Genomic DNA, 15,841 nt, shown 5'->3' with positions numbered 1-15,841 from the left:
GCCCGTGGCGCGGGACTCAGCCGCCGCGCCACGCGCGATCGAGCGCGGTCAACGTCGCGAGCGCGCTCCCCTTCAGCCCGATCACGTCCGAACGGCGCGCATGCGCTTCGCGTGCGTTGATGCGGATCACGTCCGCACCGAGCCGTTCGCTCAGCAGGCGTACGGTCGGAATCGCGGTGCCCGCGCCGATCTCGACCACGGCGACGCGCCCGGCCTGCGCGATCCAGTCTTCCAGCGCGCGTTCCTGCGCGTCATAGCGCTCGCCGAGCCAGCCGGTGTCGCCGAACATCAGGATGTTCGGCCGCGCGAGGCCGCCGCAGTGCGGGCAGCGCGGCATGTCGCCGACCAGGCGGCACGTGGCTTCGTCGACATCGGGCACGAACGGCGCCGCATCCCACGTGTCGTCCGAGCACGGCCGCAGGCACTGCAGCGCATGAATCGACCCGTGGATCTCGACGATGCGCGCCGGATCGAAGCCGGCTTTCTGGAACTGGCCGTCGACGTTGCTCGTCAGCACGAAGCCGCCGTTCGGCATCGCGTCGATCCAGCGGCGCAGGATCGCGAAACCCGCATGCGGCACCGTCGCGCGGTAGAGCGCGAGACGGTGCCCATAGAACCCCCACGCAAGCGGCGCACGTGCACGGAATGCATGCGGCGACGCAATCTCGTGGAATTCGAAACGCGCGTGGCGCAGCGCCGGATACGCGCGCCAGAAGCCGTCGGACCCGCGAAAATCGGGCAACCCGGAATCGACGCCGATACCCGCGCCGGCCGTCACGAGCAATGCGTCGGCGCGCGCGAGCGCGTCGACGGCGGATGCGACGAGATCGGCGGGCAGTGGCGCGTCGGTGGCGTCGGTGGCGTCGGTGGCGTCGGTGGCGTCGGTGGCGTCGGTGGCGTCGGTGGCGTCGGTGGCGTCGGTGGCGTCGGTGGAATCGGCGGGATCGGCGGGATCGGCGGAATCGGAGAACGGCATGATGGGGCGGCGGTAGCGTCGAACGGTGCGCGAGTGGCGTCGCGATCATACGCCCGTTCGGGCGCCGCGCCGCATGCGCGATGCAGCGGCACGACGCCGTGCTCGTCCGGTCATCTGCCATGCAGACAAGCGGCCGATACAGCAACGTGGCCGGCGGTGCGTCGGCCCGGCGCCGCCCATCCTGGTCAGCTATCCGGATCGTCCCGCGCGACCGGAATCTCGTCGGCCGTGAAATAGACCGGTTTGCCGAGCTGCCGCGCCAGACCGACGTCCATGTCGGCCCCGCGCGACGCGCCCTCGATACGCAGCACCGCATCGCAGCGGCGCAGCAACCGGTGTGCGGCCGGATACAGGAACGCCTCGCCGATCGCGTCGCCGACCTGTGTCGACCCGGCCGCGGCCGCGAGCGGCAGCGACACCCACTCGCCGATCATCGGCATGTGCCCGCGCCGATACACGGCCAGCGCCGCCGCTTCCAGCCGGTGCAGGTTCGCGGCGATGCGCGCGGGGTCGCCGTCGGTGCCGCTGCGATAGGGGCCGGCGACCAGCACGAGCCGCGGCGTCATGCGGCGCGCGCGCCGGCGGTTTCCCGCAGCGCGACGTACTGCAGCAGCATGATCGTCTTCGCATCGACGATCTCGCCGCGCTCGACCGCATCCAGCGCGGCCCGCAGCGGCATCTCGACGACCTCGAGATCCTCGCCCTCTTCCGCGACGCCACCGCCGTCGCCGGTGCGCAGCGACGCATCGTATTCGCCGACGAAGAAATGCAGCTTCTCCGTGACGGAACCCGGGCTCATGAACGCCTCGAACACCTTGCGCACGCCGCGCACGCGATAGCCGGTCTCCTCCTCGGCCTCCGCACGGATGCGCACTTCGGGGGTCTCATCGTCGAGCAGGCCGGCCGCCGCTTCGAGCAGCATGCCGTCGTGCCCGCTCACGAACGCCGGCATCCGGAACTGCCGCGTCAGCAACACGTCGCCCGTGCCGGCATTGCGCAACAGGATCGTCGCGCCGTTGCCGCGATCGTAGGTCTCGCGGCTCAAGCGCTGCCACGTTCCGTCGCGGCGCAGGAAATCGAAGGTCACCTTCTTCAGCACATACCAGTCATCGGACAGCACCGTCGTATCGACGATGCGCACCCGGTCACGCGTTGCAGCCATTGCAGCCTCCCGTTCGACAAAAGACGGCGCCCATGGTAACGTGCAGATTCGTGCAATTTCAAGAATTTTCGTGCAAACACGATGCTGACGACCCAACGCAAGAAGGCGATCCTCGATGCGCTCGCACGCGACGGCCAGGTACTGGCCGTCGAGCTGAGCGCGCAATTCGGCGTGTCCGAGGACACGGTGCGTCGCGACCTGCGCGAACTCGCGGCCGAAGGTCTGCTGCAGCGCGTGCATGGCGGCGCGCTGCCGGCGTCGCCGGCCGTCGCGCCGTTCGCGCAGCGCGAGGCGCTCGAGACGGCGGAAAAGCGGCGCATCGCGCGGCGCGCGGCGGAGATGATCGCGCCCGGCCAGGTGGCGATCGTCGACGGCGGCACGACCTCGGCACTGCTCGTCAGCCAGCTGCCGGCCGACCTGCGCGCGACGATCGTCACGCACAGCCCGAGCGTCGCGGTCGCGCTGGCCGCGCATCCGTCGATCGACGTGATCCTGATCGGCGGGCGGCTGTACAAGCATTCGATCGTCGCGGTCGGCGCGGCGGCGATGGAAGGCATCGCGCGCATTCATGCGGACCTGTACTTCATGGGCGTCACGGGCGTCCATCCGGTCGCCGGGTTGAGCACCGGCGACTTCGAGGAAGCGGCGATCAAGCGCGCGCTGGCCGAACGCGCGGCCGAGACGGTCGTGCTCGCGTCGCAATCGAAACTGCGCGCAGCGTCGCAGTTCGTGATCGGCGAGATCACGCTCGCGCAGACGATCGTCGTCGAAAAGGAAACCGAAGCCGCGCTGACGAAGCCGATCGAGGCGGCAGGCGTGACGGTCGTGCGCGCCTAATGCGTCGAACCGGTTGCGGGTGTCGTCGCGCCGGCGCCCAGCCCATGTCAGCGTGCTGACAGGCAGCCCTTGCTAACATGAGCGATCGCCCGATCGCCACGTGCTCCCCGCCCGATGCCCCCGCCCTCCGCCACGACTCCACCGGCACCGCCCGCAGGCGACGCACCGCCGCCGGGCATCCTCGCGCTGTTCATCGCGTTCACGCAAATCGGCCTGACCAGCTTCGGCGGCGGACTGAGCGGGCGGATGATGCGCGATTTCGTCTACGAACGGCGCTGGCTCGACGAAGAGGCGTTCCTCAACGGCCTCGCACTGTCGCAGGCGTTGCCGGGCGTCAACGTGAAGAACCTCGCGATCTGGATCGGCTACCGCCTCGCCGGCTGGCGCGGCGCGGTGGCCGGCTTCACCGGCATCATCGCACCGCCGGCCGTGCTGATCGTGCTGTTCGGCGTCGCGTTCTCGACCCTCACGCGCTTTCCGCTCACGCACGTCGCGCTCGCCGGCGCGGCGGCCGCGGCGATCGGCCTGTCGATCTCGATGGCGATCACCGCCGTGCGCCGGCTGCCGCGTCGCGTGCTGCCGTTCGCCGTGATGGCGCTCACGTTCGTGTCGGTTGCGGTGCTGCACTGGCCGCTCGTGTGGACCGTGCTGATCGGCGGCATGCTGAGCGTCGCGCTCGAATACCGCCGCGCGGCCGCGACATCGGCCGAGCGCGACGCACGATGAACGCGTCTGCACGCTATGCCGCCCTGTTCGGCGTATTCGCGCCGCTGTCGATCGCGACGATCGGCGGCGGGCAGGCCATCATTGCCGATATCCAGCGGCAGGTCGTCGACGTCCATCACTGGATGAGCGCCACGCAATTCGTGAACGACTTCGCGATCGCGCGGATGGCGCCGGGCCCCGGCTCGCTGCTGGCGACGCTGATCGGCTGGCAGGTGGCCGGCTTCTGGGGCGCGGTGATCGCGACGCTCGCGCTGTTCGGCCCGACGGCTTTCCTGATCTACGGCGTCGCGCACCTGTGGCGGCGGCACCAGGGCGCGCGCTGGCAGATTGCGCTCGAAACCGGCCTGCGCCCGGTCGCGGCCGGCATGATCCTCGCGTCGGTGTGGGTGCTGCTGCAGGCGCTCGACGGCGGCTGGGCCGCGCGCGCGATCGCGGTTGCATCGACGCTGTGCGTGATCTACACGCGCCTTCATGCGCTGCTGCTGATCGCGATCGGCGCGCTGCTGCTCGTCGGCGTACACGCACTCGGCGGCGTGTAGCGCACACCGCCGTCGCAGCGCGACCGGTACGCCTAGGCGCCGCGAAACTGCGGCGCGCGACGCTCCGCGAACGCACGCAGCCCTTCGTCGAAATCGGCGCCTTCGCACGCTTGCCGGCGCAACTCGGCGATGCGTTCGAACGCATCGGCAGGCAGCGGCCGCGCGTCCTGCAGCACGCGCAACTGCTCTTTCACCGCATGCACGGCCAGCGGCGCCTTCGCGGCAATCGTGCGTGCGACGTCGAGCGCCGCGTCGTCGACACCGCCCGGCTCGGCCAGCCGGTTCACGAGCCCGTGATGCGCGGCGCGCTCCGCGTCGAGCGGCTGCGCGCAGAAGAACATTTCCTTCAGCACGTGAATCGGCAGGTTGTCGTAGAAACGCAGCAGGCCGCTCGTCGAATACGGCAGGCCGATGTTCGCCGGCGTCATCGCGAAACGCGCATCGCGCGCCGCGACGACAAGATCGCAGCTCATCACGAGATCGACCGCCCCGCCCCACGCCGACCCGGCCACCGCCGCGATCACTGCCCCCGGATAGGTCCGTACGCGCCGCAGCGCGCGTTCAAGCGGCTTGCCATATGCGAGCGGATCGCGATCGTCGGCCAGTTCGCGCAGGTCGTGCCCCGCGCTCCACACGTCGCCGCTGCCGTCGTTCGACAGGATCACGACGGGCGGCGGACGGTGTCCGGCGAGCGCGTCGAGGCGCGCGACCAGCGCATCGAGCAACGGTGCGTCGAGCGCATGCCGCCGCGCCGGATTCGCGAACCGCACGCGCGCAATCCGCTCGCCGACCATCTCGACCGTCACGGCCGACGCGCTGTCGTGTTTCGTCATGTCGGTCATTGCACGGCCTCCGCCACGGCTTCCGCCTGGAAAATCGCGCGCCCGGCCAGCAGTTCGTCGATCGCATCGTCGCCGTAGCCCGCTTCGCGCAGCACGTCGACCGTATGCTCGCCGAGCAGCGGCGGCGCATGGCGCGTGCGGGGCGCCGGCACGTCGTCGCCCATCCCGCCGAGCGGCGTGACGACCTGGCGCAGCGTGCCGAGCGTCGGATGTGCGACCGGCTCGACCAGCCCGCAATGCGCGAGCTGCGGATCGTCGAACACTTCGTCGAGCGTATTGATCGGCCCGGCCGGCAAACCGGCTTCCACGAAACGCTGCGTCCATTCGCGCTTGCCGCGCGTGCGCAGCCGGCTTTCGAGCAACGCCTTCAGTTCGTCACGGTGCGCGACGCGCGCATCGTTGGTCGCGAAGCGCGGATCGTTCGGCAGCTCGGGCAGATCCAGCAACTGGCACAGTCGCAGCCACATGTCGGTCGTGATCGGCGCGAGGTTGAGCGGGCCGTCGGCCGTCTCGAACACGCCGTACGGCGCGATCACCGCATGCGCATTGCCGGTGCGGCGCGGCACGTCGCCGAGGCTCAGGTAGCGTTGCCCGTGCACGCTCAGCAGCGACACGAGGCTTTCCAGCAACGACGTGCCGACATGCTGGCCGCGCCCGGTGCGCTCGCGCTCGAACAGCGCGGCCATCACGCCGGTTGCCACCCACATCCCCGAGCTGAGATCGCCGATCGCGGTGCCGGTGCGGGTCGGCTCGCCGTCCGGGAAACCGGTCAGGCTCATCAGCCCTGCATAGCCCTGCGCGATCTGGTCGAAACCCGGCCAGTCGCGCAGCGGGCCGCGCGGGCCGAATGCGGTGACGCTGCCCATCACGAGCCGCGGATCGCGCGCGCTCAGCGCGGCATAACCGAGCCCCATCGCGTCCATCGTGCCGGCCTTGAAATTCTCGATCACGACGTCGGCCTGTGCGATCAGGCGCCGCACGACGTCGAGGCCGGCCGGCTGCCGGAAGTCCACGCAGATGCCGCGCTTGTTGCGGTTGCAGGACAGGTAGTACGTACTCACGCCGCGATCGAACGGCCCCCAGGTGCGGCTCATGTCGCCGTGCGGCCCCGACTCGACCTTGATCACGTCGGCGCCGAGATCGGCGAGCACCATCGAGCAGAACGGCCCCGACAGCGCGCGACTCAGATCGACGACCTTGATTCCCTTCAATGCCTGCATTCCGGACTCCTGATATTGACGACTGGGTATGGCGTGGATATGAACACGGGACGTGCGCCGTTCATTCGGGCAGCGTCTGATGCCGCGTCTCGACCGCGAACGGCAGGATCAGGATGCCGAGCCCGAACACGGCCGCGGTCCACGCGACCGGCACGCCGAGCGATCCGTAGCCGTGAATCGCGGCGCCGAGCAGGAAGTTCACGCCTGCACCGATGAAGCGGCCGACCGATGCGTTGAATGCGAACGCGGTGGCCCGCACGCGCGTCGGGTACTGTTCGGGCAGCCACAGCGAGAAGATCGCGAAGTTGCCGCCGAAGAAACCGAGGAACGCGAGCGACACCATGAAGGCCGTGAGCCCGTTAGGCTGGTAGAACGCCCAGCCGAACGCGAACACGATCGATGCGGCCATCCCCGCGAAATACACGCCGAGCGCGGTGCGCCGGCCGAGCCGTTCCGACAGCCACGGGGCAACCAGGCAGCCCGCGATCGTCGCGCACGACAGGATCGCCGCGCCGATGGACGCGAGCCGCAGCGCGCCGACGTGATCGATGCCCGCCCGCGCCGCCAGCGTGCTGACCGCGCTCGCCTCGTAGACGGAGCCGGCCCACAGCCCGACGATCGCGACGCCGACGAGGCTCGCGCTCGTCAGCGTGCGGCGCAGGAACGCGGGCGCGAAGATCTCGCGCAGCGGATGCGCACGCCGCGCGTCGGCCACGTCGCCATCGCGCGCGTCGTGCCGGCGCCACTGCCCCGGCTCCTTCACGCGCATCACCGTGAACACCGCGAGCAGGGCGGGCGCAAGACCGCACAGGAACATCGCGCGCCAGCCGTAGGTCGCGCCGATCGTGTAGTTCAGGCAGGCGGCGATGAAGAAGCCGAAGTAGTAGCCCGTCTGCAGGTAGCCGGCGCCCATCTTGCGACGGTCTTCGGGCCAGCTCTCGGCGACGTAGGTGCCCGCGAGCGCCCACTCGCCGCCGACGCCGATCCCGGCGATCAGCCGGCACGCGGCCAGCGCCCATACGTCGTGCACGAACGCGGCCGCGCCGGTGAACACCGAGTAGATCAGGATGCTCGCGGCAAGCGTGCGCACGCGGCCGAAGCGGTCGGCAAGCGGCCCCCAGATGAACGACAAGCCCCAGCCGATCAGGAACAGCGCAAACAGGATCGAGCCGTACATCCCCAGATTCGCAGGCGTCGCCGCGATACCGGAGGCCGGCAGCAATTCGGTCAGTGCGGGAATCAGCACGAGCGCGTAGATCACCGAATCCACGCCGTCGAGCACCCAGCCCGCGTACACGGCCCAGAAACCCTTCACCTGCTCGCGCGTGAGCGGCGTACGCCGCGGCTTCGCGCCGGCCGCCGGCGCGTCGATCGCCTTGAACATCTTCGTCTCCTTGCCGGCGGGGCCGGCACGTTCGCCGCGTCCGGTCCGGGATGGCCGGCAGTCGGGCTCCTTTGTGAGACGAGTATAGAAACACCATCGATCGCAGAAAAATATGATATTCATCTTGCTCGATCGGATTGGCTTATGGCTTGAATCGGGAGACGGCAGCGATGGACTTGAGACAGTTGCGCTATTTCGTGAAGGTCGTCGAATGCGGCAACGTCACGCATGCGAGCGAGGCGCTGCATGTCGCGCAGCCGGCGGTGAGCCAGCAGATGCGCAATCTCGAACAGGATCTCGGGATGCAGCTGCTCGAGCGGAGCGTGCGCGGCGTCGCACCCACCGCCGCCGGCCGCACGCTGTATCAGCACGCGCTCGAACTGCTGCGCCAGGCCGACGGCACGCGCGAGCTGCTGCGCCGCGACGCCGAAACGCCGCAAGGCCGCGTGACGGTCGGGATGCCGTCGAGCACCGCGCGCGTGCTGGCCATTCCGCTCGCCCGCGCCGTGCGCGACCGCTATCCGGGCATCATGCTGGAGCTGATCGAGGCGCCGAGCGCCGATCTCGACACGCTGCTCGAACGCACGCGGCTCGATCTCGCGATCGTCGTCGATGCGGTCGACACGCGCGGCATCGCGATCCACCGGCTGCTGACCGAAACGCTGTACCTGATCACGTGGCCCGGATTCCAGGTGCCGGACGATCCCGTGCCGCTCGATGCGATCGCGCGAATGCCGCTCGTGCTGCCGAGCGCGCCGAACACGATCCGCAACCGCGTCGACTGGGCGATGCGCGAGGCCGGGCTGTCGTACGAAATCAGCTTCGAGGCGAGTTCGACCGGGCTGCTGTTCGCGGCCGTGATGGCGCAACTCGGCGTGACGATCCTGCCGTGGACGGCCGCGCACGTCGAGATCGAGGAGCGCAAGCTCAAGCTGTCGACGGTCGCGCACCGCCTGTTCGCGCGCGACCTGTCGCTGTGCTGGCACGACACCGCGCTCGTCAGCAACGCGGTGCAGAAAGTGAAGGCCGAGATCGTCCGGCTGTTCGACACGCTCGGGCAGCGGCCCGAATGGGCGGCCGGCAATGGCGATCGCGCGTGACCGGCGCCGCCCGTACCTTGTGCGGCCCCGCCGCGCGTACTAAGCTCCTTCCACCTGGGTACCGCTGACACTGCCACTTCTCTTCGCCGCTCGGTACAAGCGTCGGGGGAAGGAGGCCGTTCGTGTCCCCGCTCCAGTCTGCCTGGCTTCTGCTGGGCGTCAGTGTTCTCGCCGAAGTGCTCGGCTCCGTCGGCCTGAAATTGTCGGCCGGCTTTTCCCGCCCGCTGCCGTCCGCGATCACGGTCGTCTGCTATGCGTGCGCCGTGTGGCTGATGGCGCTCGCGACGAAGCGGCTCGAAATGGGGCTCGCCTATGCAAGCTGGGCCGCTGCCAGCACGGCGGCCACCGCCGTGATCGGCATCGTCTGCTTCGACGAATCGGTGTCGTCGCTGAAGCTCGCCGGCATCGCGCTGACCGTCTGCGCGCTCGTCACGCTCAACCTCGGCGACGCGGCAGCGCGATGAGCGATGCGCAGGCGCCCGGCGGGGCATTGACAACGCCCCCCGGCGCCCCTTAACGTTGCTCCCATCGTAACCATCACCGGTTCAGCTTAAGAGGTTGTCGGCCCGCTCGTGCTCGACACCTCTGCCTTCATCGAAGGCCTGCTGCTTGGCGCCGGACTGTTCACGTCGGTCGGCCCCAAGGACGCCTTCGTCATCAAGCGCTCGATCTCGAGCCCCCATCTACTCGCCATCGCCCTCGTCTGCGCAGGCAGCGACGCACTGCTGATCGCGCTCGGCGCGCAGGGATTGTCGTCGTTGCTGTCGCGGCATCCCGCCGTGGTGTCGGCCGCGCTGTGGGCCGGTATCGCGTATCTCGCCGGCTACGGCCTGCTCGCGTTGCGCTCGGCGATCGTGAGACGGCAGCCCGGGTATGTCGACGGTACACGCGCCGGCAGCGGCGAGCCCACGCTGTCACGCACGGTGCTGGCAACCGCAGCCGTTTCGCTGCTCAATCCGTATGCGTGGATCGATACCGTGCTGCTGCTCGGTACCGTGATCGTGAGTCACACGCCGTCCACGCGCGCGCCGTTTGCGATCGGCGCGACGACCGCGTCGCTCGCATGGTTCCTGATGCTCGCCTATGGCGCACGCGCGTGCCGTGCGTGGTTCGCTCGCACGCTCGCGTGGCGGGTGCTCGACGGCTTTGTTGCCGTGATGATGCTCGGCTTCGCGATTCGATTCGCGATCGATGCGCTTTAGGCGTCAGCGGCCGGATATCGACATCGTGCGGAACGTGTCGTGCGCGTTGGTATGCAGTTCGAAACCGATGCCAGGCGCCTGCGGCACGCGTGCGTATCCCGCGTCGACGGCTTCGCCATCGGCCAGTCCGCTGAACGGATGGAACGCGAACGGACTGACTTCCGCGCCGCCGAGCCCGAGCGCCGCGACAACGTGCAGCGAGAACAGATGACCGCCGTGCGGCCAGAACGCCTCGCGCCGCCAGCCGCGCGACACGAAGTGATCGACGATTTGCAGATAGCCCGGCAGCCCGTAGCAATGCACGGGATCGAACACGAGCATGTCGCGGTCGCTACGCAATCCGCCGTAGCGGTCGAGCAGCTTTGCTTCCGCCAGCGAGAACAGCGCCTCGCCGGCCGCGATCGGCGAAGCGTATCGCGTGGCGATGTCCGCCTGAAGCGGCAGGTCGAGCGGATCGCAGATATCCTCGAACCACCAGAGATCGAAGGGCGCGAGCCTCTCGGCGGCCGTGCGGGCAGTCGTCGCGTCGTACGTGTTCATCGCGTCGACCGCGAGATGCGAAGCCCCTGCAAGGTGCGCGGCAGCAACTTCGATGCGGCGCCGGTCCTGGTCGAGATCCGCGCCGCCGATCTTGATCTTCGCGTGCGTGTAGCCGAGATCGACGATACGGCGCATCTCGTCGGACAGGCGCGCGAGATCGTCATGCGGATAACGATAGCCGCCGCCCGCGTACACGCGCACGCGCGGTGCGGCGGCGCGTTCGAGCCGGTCGGCGAGCAAGCGATGGAGCGGCAGGTCGGCGATTTTCGCGGCGGCGTCCCAGATCGCCATGTCGAGCGTACCGACCGCGACGCAGCGTTCGCCATGTCCGCCGGGCTTTTCTCCGGCCATCATCGCGCGCCAGACGCGGAACGGGTCGAGGTTCGTGCCGGATTCGTCTGCGAGCGTGCCGGCCGCAGCCAGCAGGCGCGGCGCGAACCGTTCGCGGATCAGGCCGCCCTGCGCGAAGCGGCCGATCGATGCGTAGCCGTAACCCGTCACCGGACGGCCGTCGCGCACGACGTCGGTGACGACCGCGACGACGCTCGTCGTCAGGCCCCCGGATGGAATCGCCGGATCGGCATAGCGGGACACGGGAATCGCTTGCTCGTGGATCGCGGTGATGCGCATGGTCGGGGTTCCGGGAAAACATGCGGTACTCGCAGGCCATGCACGCGACGGCCGGTGCGACGGGCGGATCGTCGCATCATAGGCGCTTGCGCGATGCCTTGCAGGCACCGGGCGCGATCGCGAGGGGGGCGAAACCGGCCGAGCGTGCAACCACGCTCGGCGAGCTGTTTTCGAACCGGATCGGGTTTTATTGAGGCGGAATCCCCTGCTTGCCTCCCTGCTCCGTGAACCGGGCGGGTGTCGGGTGACCAAGACAAGCGTGGATCGACTCTACCGGCCCGCTCACGCGAAGACGAAGTACTTGCGCACCGTCTCCACCACTTCCCACGTCCCTTTCATGCCGGGTTCAATGACGAACACGTCGCCGGCTTTCAGGTGCACCGACGCCTCGCCTTCCGGCGTGATGATGCAGTAGCCATCAAGAAAGTGGCAGTACTCCCATTTCTCGTAGTTCACCTCGAACTTGCCCGGCGTGCAGATCCACGTGCCCATGATCTTGCTGCCGTCCTTGGAGAGGTACGCGTTGAGGTTCACGGTGTGCGGATCGCCGCCGATGCGCTTCCACTTGGTCGCATCAAGGACCGGCGTCGGGCAGGTTTCGCGCAGAACGGTGATGAAATCGGACATATCAGCTCCAGACTAACGATCGTAAATGAGGCTTGTCACGTTAGTTCGAAAGCGTTGCCGGGACTTGTATGCTTCCGACACCGACTCGTCTATTTTCGACACGGGCTTGCGTGAGAGCGTGCCGCCAGCGTGTTTCGTTCGACCTGGGCGTGACGACGTCGCCTCGCGTTTCAGTGCCACCCTCCTCGCGTAGCCGACGTATCGAGATGGCACGCCATCGGGGAACGCGAAGCCGTTTGCCAGCCGCCAACACGCCTCACTTGCAACACCGCGGCCAAACCCTGTAGAATTACGCGTTCTGCGGGCGTCGTATAATGGCCATTACCTCAGCTTCCCAAGCTGATGACGTGGGTTCGATTCCCATCGCCCGCTCCACACCATCTCAAACCCTCGCCACACAAGGCTTGCAGGGTTCTCCGGCAGTCACTGCCCCTCTTCCAGCGCTATCCGATCCTGAATGTGTGCCACGGGGGCATCTCCTTCGCGCGCCCGTCGCAAGATTTGCGGATCGGTAGCCCGCAATGGAAAGTCCGGCGCCTGCTGCTCCATCCGCAACGCACCTCCAGCCTCCCTCGTCCGACGACGTGCGAAGGCCGCCCCGTGCGCGCAACGCCTACCTCATGCCGCCCGCAACATCACGATGAGGAGGGGCAAGCACAGCAGGCCATGAAGCACGATCGCGCAATACGCCGGCATCGCACTCGCTCCGGCATCGCGATCGGCATTCAGCAGCGCACCGATCGCCCAGACGAGACCGCCGAGCGAAACGATGCAGCACAGGACGACAACAGCCAGCGCAGTCCCGATCGCGCCGAACCCCGACGCCCCGGCAAAGGCCTCCGGATTATTAAAGATCGAAATGCCGACGATGCCGGCAATCGCACACTCGGCGAGCGCGAGCGTCGCCGGGCCGCTACCGATCTTGCGACGTCCGGAAGTTGTTTCACTCATGGCTTTTCTCCCCAAAGGCCATTGGTCGTGGATCATGCCCACGCGTCATCTCTCACCATCGTTGCCGGAGCAACCACATGCGGAACATGAAGCGTCATGGCGGCCGTCATCGCCTCTTGTCATTCTGGCCGCGAGCAATCGAACGAAACGCGCACTGTTCATTGTCATCACGTTGCGCACGCGTCTCGCGCATCCGGTCATGCCGGTTGCGTCAGCGATTCTACTCAATCGCCCGAACAATCCCGAACCGCCCAAAGAAAAAAAGGACACCCCTTCCCTCACCAGGAAAGCATGTCCCAAAACCGGTGCCGGGGAGTGCGCCGTTAGCGCCAGCACCGATCAACCTTGCGTGGTGCGAGCCCGTCCTTCAGCGACCGTGCACTGCTTGCCAGGCCTCGTACAGGTCCGGCCCTTCATCGCGCGCACGGCGATGGACGAGCTTCATCTCGCGCTCTTCCAGCGGACGCGCGATCTCCACATACCCGCGCGCGGCCGACAGGTCGTACGGCTCGCCTTCCTCGTTCGAGTACGCGTAATACACCTCGCTGACGCCCGCCAGATACATCGCCGACAGGCACATCGAGCACGGATACCCGCTCGCATACATGACCGAGCCGCGCAGATCCGTGCTGCCGAGCGCCTTGCTCGCGGCACGCACGGCCTGCATCTCGGCATGCGCGCTCGGATCGCACGTCGCCTCCACTTCATTGACCGAACGCGCGAGCACCTTGCCGTCACGGACGAGCACGGCGCCGAACGGCCAGGTCTTGCGCTCGCGCACGTTCTCCATCGCGAGGCGGATCGAGTCGACGAGGTAGGTATCGGTTTGAGACATGGCACTTCTCCATTCAGGTGAGATCAACTGCCGCGGTACGTCGAGAAGGACCACGGCGAGCAGAGCAGCGGCACGTGATAGTGCTGTGCCGGATCGAATACGGTGAAGCGGACCGGCACGACGTCGGACAGCGCGCTCGCGTCCTTGAAGTGCGCACCGATCGAGAAACGCAACTCGAACTGCCCGGCGCGCGCCGCTTCGCTGCGCAACATCGGCGCGTCGGTGCGCCCGTCCGCGTTGCTGACCGTCCGGTTCAGCAACCTGGGCGGCGTGACGCCCAGGTCGTACAGTTCGATCGGTACGCCGCCGATCGGCTTGCCGGTCGTCAGGTCGAGAACATGGGTGCTGATGCCTGCCATTCGCTTGCTCCAATTCGGGTCGAGGGATCCGGAATGAACCTGCCGCTCAGCTGCCGCGGTAGTACGTGTAATTCCACGGCCCGAACTGCACGGGCAGGTGCAGCCGCACCGATGCATCGGTGACGCGGAAGCGGATCGGCACCTGCGTCAGGAACGACGGCGACGGCAGCCGCGCACCCTTCATCCTGAAGTAATCGTCGACCTGCATCAGCAGCTCGTAATCGCCCGCCACGTACGTGTCGCCGATCAGCAGCGGCTCATCGGTCCGCCCGTTCGGGTTGATGACGGCCTTGCGGATCGGCATGGCCTCGCCCTTCTCGATCCGCGAAAACTCGACGTGCATGCCGGCCGCGGGTGCACCGTGGTAGGTATCGAGCAGGTGAATGGTCAGGCGCGGGCTCGCGCCATGCTGCGAGACCGGATCGGCCGCCTGCGCGGGTTTCAGCGCATCGCCCTGCGCCGCCAGCGGCGTCGCAGCCTGTGCGCGGCCGGCCAGCAGCATGCCGCCGGCGGCGGCCATCGACGCCATCACGAACTGCCGGCGCTCTCGCTTGATGAATTCGCTCATGATCAGGACTCCTTCGACTTGCGGGCATGCGCGATGCCGGTCACGACCAGCACGGCGGCCATCAGCTCGATCGCCGCGACGAGGTAAAGGCCCGGTGCAAGGCTGCCGGTTGCGCTCTTGACGAGCCCGAGCACATACGGCGCACCGAAGCCGGCCAGGTTCGACACCGAATTGATCAGCGCGACGCCGATCGCCGCGGCGCTGCCGGCCAGATACAGGTTCGGCAACTGCCAGAACACGGGAATCGCGCTCATCGTGCCGGCCAGCGCGATGATCATCGCGGCAATCGTGAACGCGGGCGCCACGCCCGGCATCCCGAGCAGCACGGCCATCGCTGCCATTGCCAGCGCGCCGCAGCCGGACGGTATCGCGAAGTGCCAGCGCACTTCCTTGCTCCGGTCGGAACGCGCGCCGTTCAGGATCATCCCGGCAGCACCGAACACGTAGGCCAGCGCGGCGATCCAGCCGATCACCACGGTGGCACCGAAACCCGAGTCGCGGATGATCGTCGGAATCCAGAACGTCAGCGCCGAATTCGCGCACAGCAGGCAGAAGAAGATCGCGATCATCAGCCACACCTTCGGGTTGCGGAACAGCGTGCGCCAGTCGTGGCCGCGCTCGCCGAGCTCGCGCTTGTCCGTGTCCAGCACGTTGCGCACGACCTGCTGCTCGGCGACGGACAGCCACTTCGCCTGCTCGGGCCGGTCGGTCATGTAGAAGTACGCAACGACCCCGGCCAGCACCGACGGGATGCCCTCGATGACGAACAGCCATTGCCAGCCGTGGAAGCCGTGCGAGCCGTCGAGCGACGTCATGATGCTACCGGCGAGCGGGCCGCCGAGCACGCCGGCAATCGCCGACGCCGACATGAACGTGCCGAACGCCTTTGCGCGCCGCGAACTCGGATACCAGTAGGTCAAGTACAGGATGATGCCGGGATAGAAGCCGGCTTCGAATGCGCCGAGCAGGAAGCGCAGCAGGTAGAACTGCGTCGGCGTCTTCACGAACGACTGCAGGATGCAGATGATCCCCCAGCCGATCGTGATGCGCATGATGGTCTTCTTCGCGCCGATCTTCTGCAACAGCGCGTTCGACGGCACTTCGAAGAAGAAGTAGCCGAGAAAGAAGATGCCGGCGCCGAGCCCGTAGACGGCCTCGCTGAACTTGAGCGTATCGAGCATCTGCAGCTTCGCGAAACCGATGTTCACGCGATCCAGCCACGCGAGCACCCACAGTGCGCAGAGAAACGGCAGAAGACGCCACGACACCTTGCGATAGACGCGCTCTTCAAGCGTCGGCTCGGCCGACGAATAGACTGACGAATGCTGTTCCGTGACGGACAC

General features: G+C 67.7%; 19 protein-coding genes and 1 tRNA gene. 7 read left to right on the top strand and 13 right to left on the bottom strand.

Translation table 11 applies throughout. From position 1 onward, the window contains the following. Positions 1-16 precede the first annotated feature (16 nt). From ACWMMN_RS04540 to ACWMMN_RS04530, 3 genes are all read right to left on the bottom strand, one after another. Positions 17-976 (bottom strand): SIR2 family NAD-dependent protein deacylase, encoded by a 960-nt coding sequence (locus ACWMMN_RS04540; protein ID WP_486423027.1) that lies wholly within the window; start codon positions 974-976, stop codon positions 17-19. A gap of 185 nt (positions 977-1,161) precedes the next feature. Further along, positions 1,162-1,542 (bottom strand): DUF4406 domain-containing protein, encoded by a 381-nt coding sequence (locus tag ACWMMN_RS04535; RefSeq protein WP_486423026.1) that lies wholly within the window; start codon positions 1,540-1,542, stop codon positions 1,162-1,164. Beyond that, positions 1,539-2,138, bottom strand: a complete 600-nt coding sequence (locus tag ACWMMN_RS04530; RefSeq protein WP_174994310.1) for an NUDIX domain-containing protein — start codon at positions 2,136-2,138, stop codon at positions 1,539-1,541. Before ACWMMN_RS04530 ends, ACWMMN_RS04535 begins: the two co-directional genes overlap by 4 nt. Before the next feature lie 81 nt (positions 2,139-2,219). Here ACWMMN_RS04530 and ACWMMN_RS04525 point away from each other — a divergent pair, with 81 nt between their 5' ends. The 3 genes from ACWMMN_RS04525 to ACWMMN_RS04515 all read left to right on the top strand — a co-directional run bounded on the left by ACWMMN_RS04525 (position 2,220) and on the right by ACWMMN_RS04515 (position 4,240). Beyond that, complete coding sequence (locus ACWMMN_RS04525; protein WP_059235674.1) at positions 2,220-2,975, top strand: DeoR/GlpR family DNA-binding transcription regulator; 756 nt, start codon at positions 2,220-2,222, stop codon at positions 2,973-2,975. Positions 2,976-3,089: 114 nt separating this feature from the next. After that, positions 3,090-3,701: a chromate transporter gene (locus ACWMMN_RS04520; RefSeq protein WP_486423025.1), complete on the top strand. Its 612-nt coding sequence runs from the start codon at positions 3,090-3,092 to the stop codon at positions 3,699-3,701. Then, positions 3,698-4,240: a chromate transporter gene (locus ACWMMN_RS04515; RefSeq protein WP_174994308.1), complete on the top strand. Its 543-nt coding sequence runs from the start codon at positions 3,698-3,700 to the stop codon at positions 4,238-4,240. Before ACWMMN_RS04520 ends, ACWMMN_RS04515 begins: the two co-directional genes overlap by 4 nt. Before the next feature lie 32 nt (positions 4,241-4,272). Here ACWMMN_RS04515 and scpB read toward each other — a convergent pair whose 3' ends face one another. The 3 genes from scpB to ACWMMN_RS04500 all read right to left on the bottom strand — a co-directional run bounded on the left by scpB (position 4,273) and on the right by ACWMMN_RS04500 (position 7,686). Continuing rightward, the gene (gene scpB, locus ACWMMN_RS04510; RefSeq protein ID WP_059235679.1) at positions 4,273-5,082 is read right to left on the bottom strand and encodes a methylmalonyl-CoA decarboxylase; all 810 of its coding nucleotides are present in this window, start codon (positions 5,080-5,082) and stop codon (positions 4,273-4,275) included. Continuing rightward, complete coding sequence (locus ACWMMN_RS04505; RefSeq protein WP_486423024.1) at positions 5,079-6,302, bottom strand: CaiB/BaiF CoA transferase family protein; 1,224 nt, start codon at positions 6,300-6,302, stop codon at positions 5,079-5,081. Before ACWMMN_RS04505 ends, scpB begins: the two co-directional genes overlap by 4 nt. 61 nt (positions 6,303-6,363) lie before the next feature. After that, the gene (locus ACWMMN_RS04500; RefSeq protein WP_059235683.1) at positions 6,364-7,686 is read right to left on the bottom strand and encodes an MFS transporter; all 1,323 of its coding nucleotides are present in this window, start codon (positions 7,684-7,686) and stop codon (positions 6,364-6,366) included. 170 nt (positions 7,687-7,856) lie between these two features. Between ACWMMN_RS04500 and ACWMMN_RS04495 the strand changes: the two genes are divergently transcribed. The 3 genes from ACWMMN_RS04495 (at position 7,857) to ACWMMN_RS04485 (ending at position 9,988) form a co-directional block, all read left to right on the top strand. Beyond that, complete coding sequence (locus tag ACWMMN_RS04495) at positions 7,857-8,786, top strand: LysR substrate-binding domain-containing protein (protein WP_059235685.1); 930 nt, start codon at positions 7,857-7,859, stop codon at positions 8,784-8,786. Positions 8,787-8,908: 122 nt separating this feature from the next. Further along, positions 8,909-9,250, top strand: coding sequence for a DMT family transporter (locus tag ACWMMN_RS04490; protein ID WP_059235686.1), 342 nt, complete (start codon positions 8,909-8,911; stop codon positions 9,248-9,250). A 108-nt stretch (positions 9,251-9,358) separates the two neighbouring features. Continuing rightward, on the top strand, positions 9,359-9,988 hold the full coding sequence (locus ACWMMN_RS04485; RefSeq protein ID WP_486423023.1) for a LysE/ArgO family amino acid transporter: 630 nt from the start codon (positions 9,359-9,361) through the stop codon (positions 9,986-9,988). A 3-nt stretch (positions 9,989-9,991) separates the two neighbouring features. Here ACWMMN_RS04485 and ACWMMN_RS04480 read toward each other — a convergent pair whose 3' ends face one another. Beyond that, complete coding sequence (locus ACWMMN_RS04480; protein ID WP_486423022.1) at positions 9,992-11,158, bottom strand: enolase C-terminal domain-like protein; 1,167 nt, start codon at positions 11,156-11,158, stop codon at positions 9,992-9,994. 282 nt (positions 11,159-11,440) lie between these two features. Continuing rightward, positions 11,441-11,785: a cupin domain-containing protein gene (locus ACWMMN_RS04475; RefSeq protein WP_059235692.1), complete on the bottom strand. Its 345-nt coding sequence runs from the start codon at positions 11,783-11,785 to the stop codon at positions 11,441-11,443. Between the two features lie 300 nt (positions 11,786-12,085). Here ACWMMN_RS04475 and ACWMMN_RS04470 point away from each other — a divergent pair. Next, positions 12,086-12,160: transfer RNA gene (locus ACWMMN_RS04470), tRNA-Gly, on the top strand. A 243-nt stretch (positions 12,161-12,403) separates the two neighbouring features. On the opposite strand, the gene ACWMMN_RS04465 is transcribed toward ACWMMN_RS04470, so the two are convergent. From ACWMMN_RS04465 to ACWMMN_RS04445, 5 genes are all read right to left on the bottom strand, one after another. Further along, entirely contained in the window at positions 12,404-12,736 is a 333-nt protein-coding gene (locus ACWMMN_RS04465) for a hypothetical protein (protein ID WP_486423021.1), read from the bottom strand. A 367-nt stretch (positions 12,737-13,103) separates the two neighbouring features. Then, positions 13,104-13,571: a nucleoside deaminase gene (locus tag ACWMMN_RS04460; RefSeq protein ID WP_340623871.1), complete on the bottom strand. Its 468-nt coding sequence runs from the start codon at positions 13,569-13,571 to the stop codon at positions 13,104-13,106. Between the two features lie 23 nt (positions 13,572-13,594). Then, a complete protein-coding gene (uraH, locus tag ACWMMN_RS04455; RefSeq protein ID WP_059235698.1) occupies positions 13,595-13,930 on the bottom strand; it encodes a hydroxyisourate hydrolase in 336 nt (111 codons plus the stop codon). Between the two features lie 46 nt (positions 13,931-13,976). Beyond that, on the bottom strand, positions 13,977-14,498 hold the full coding sequence (uraH, locus tag ACWMMN_RS04450; RefSeq protein ID WP_486423020.1) for a hydroxyisourate hydrolase: 522 nt from the start codon (positions 14,496-14,498) through the stop codon (positions 13,977-13,979). 2 nt (positions 14,499-14,500) lie between these two features. Next, entirely contained in the window at positions 14,501-15,841 is a 1,341-nt protein-coding gene (locus tag ACWMMN_RS04445) for an MFS transporter (RefSeq protein WP_174994301.1), read from the bottom strand.

The organism is Burkholderia cepacia complex sp. TUM26381 (assembly GCF_057439935.1).
The sequence above is the reverse complement of the archived record's forward strand: the minus strand, read 5'-3'. Positions and strand labels throughout refer to the sequence as shown.

Excerpts from the sequence above, each read along its gene's own strand:
- ACWMMN_RS04540 (WP_486423027.1), bottom strand. The coding sequence starts at position 976 with ATGCCGTTCTCCGATTCCGCCGATCCCGCCGATCCCGCCGATTCCACC.
- ACWMMN_RS04535 (WP_486423026.1), bottom strand. The coding sequence starts at position 1,542 with ATGACGCCGCGGCTCGTGCTGGTCGCCGGCCCCTATCGCAGCGGCACC.
- ACWMMN_RS04530 (WP_174994310.1), bottom strand. The coding sequence starts at position 2,138 with ATGGCTGCAACGCGTGACCGGGTGCGCATCGTCGATACGACGGTGCTG.
- ACWMMN_RS04525 (WP_059235674.1), top strand. The coding sequence starts at position 2,220 with ATGCTGACGACCCAACGCAAGAAGGCGATCCTCGATGCGCTCGCACGC.
- ACWMMN_RS04520 (WP_486423025.1), top strand. The coding sequence starts at position 3,090 with ATGCCCCCGCCCTCCGCCACGACTCCACCGGCACCGCCCGCAGGCGAC.
- ACWMMN_RS04515 (WP_174994308.1), top strand. The coding sequence starts at position 3,698 with ATGAACGCGTCTGCACGCTATGCCGCCCTGTTCGGCGTATTCGCGCCG.
- scpB (WP_059235679.1), bottom strand. The coding sequence starts at position 5,082 with ATGACCGACATGACGAAACACGACAGCGCGTCGGCCGTGACGGTCGAG.
- ACWMMN_RS04505 (WP_486423024.1), bottom strand. The coding sequence starts at position 6,302 with ATGCAGGCATTGAAGGGAATCAAGGTCGTCGATCTGAGTCGCGCGCTG.
- ACWMMN_RS04500 (WP_059235683.1), bottom strand. The coding sequence starts at position 7,686 with ATGTTCAAGGCGATCGACGCGCCGGCGGCCGGCGCGAAGCCGCGGCGT.
- ACWMMN_RS04495 (WP_059235685.1), top strand. The coding sequence starts at position 7,857 with ATGGACTTGAGACAGTTGCGCTATTTCGTGAAGGTCGTCGAATGCGGC.
- ACWMMN_RS04480 (WP_486423022.1), bottom strand. The coding sequence starts at position 11,158 with ATGCGCATCACCGCGATCCACGAGCAAGCGATTCCCGTGTCCCGCTAT.
- ACWMMN_RS04475 (WP_059235692.1), bottom strand. The coding sequence starts at position 11,785 with ATGTCCGATTTCATCACCGTTCTGCGCGAAACCTGCCCGACGCCGGTC.
- ACWMMN_RS04465 (WP_486423021.1), bottom strand. The coding sequence starts at position 12,736 with ATGAGTGAAACAACTTCCGGACGTCGCAAGATCGGTAGCGGCCCGGCG.
- ACWMMN_RS04460 (WP_340623871.1), bottom strand. The coding sequence starts at position 13,571 with ATGTCTCAAACCGATACCTACCTCGTCGACTCGATCCGCCTCGCGATG.
- uraH (WP_059235698.1), bottom strand. The coding sequence starts at position 13,930 with ATGGCAGGCATCAGCACCCATGTTCTCGACCTGACGACCGGCAAGCCG.
- uraH (WP_486423020.1), bottom strand. The coding sequence starts at position 14,498 with ATGAGCGAATTCATCAAGCGAGAGCGCCGGCAGTTCGTGATGGCGTCG.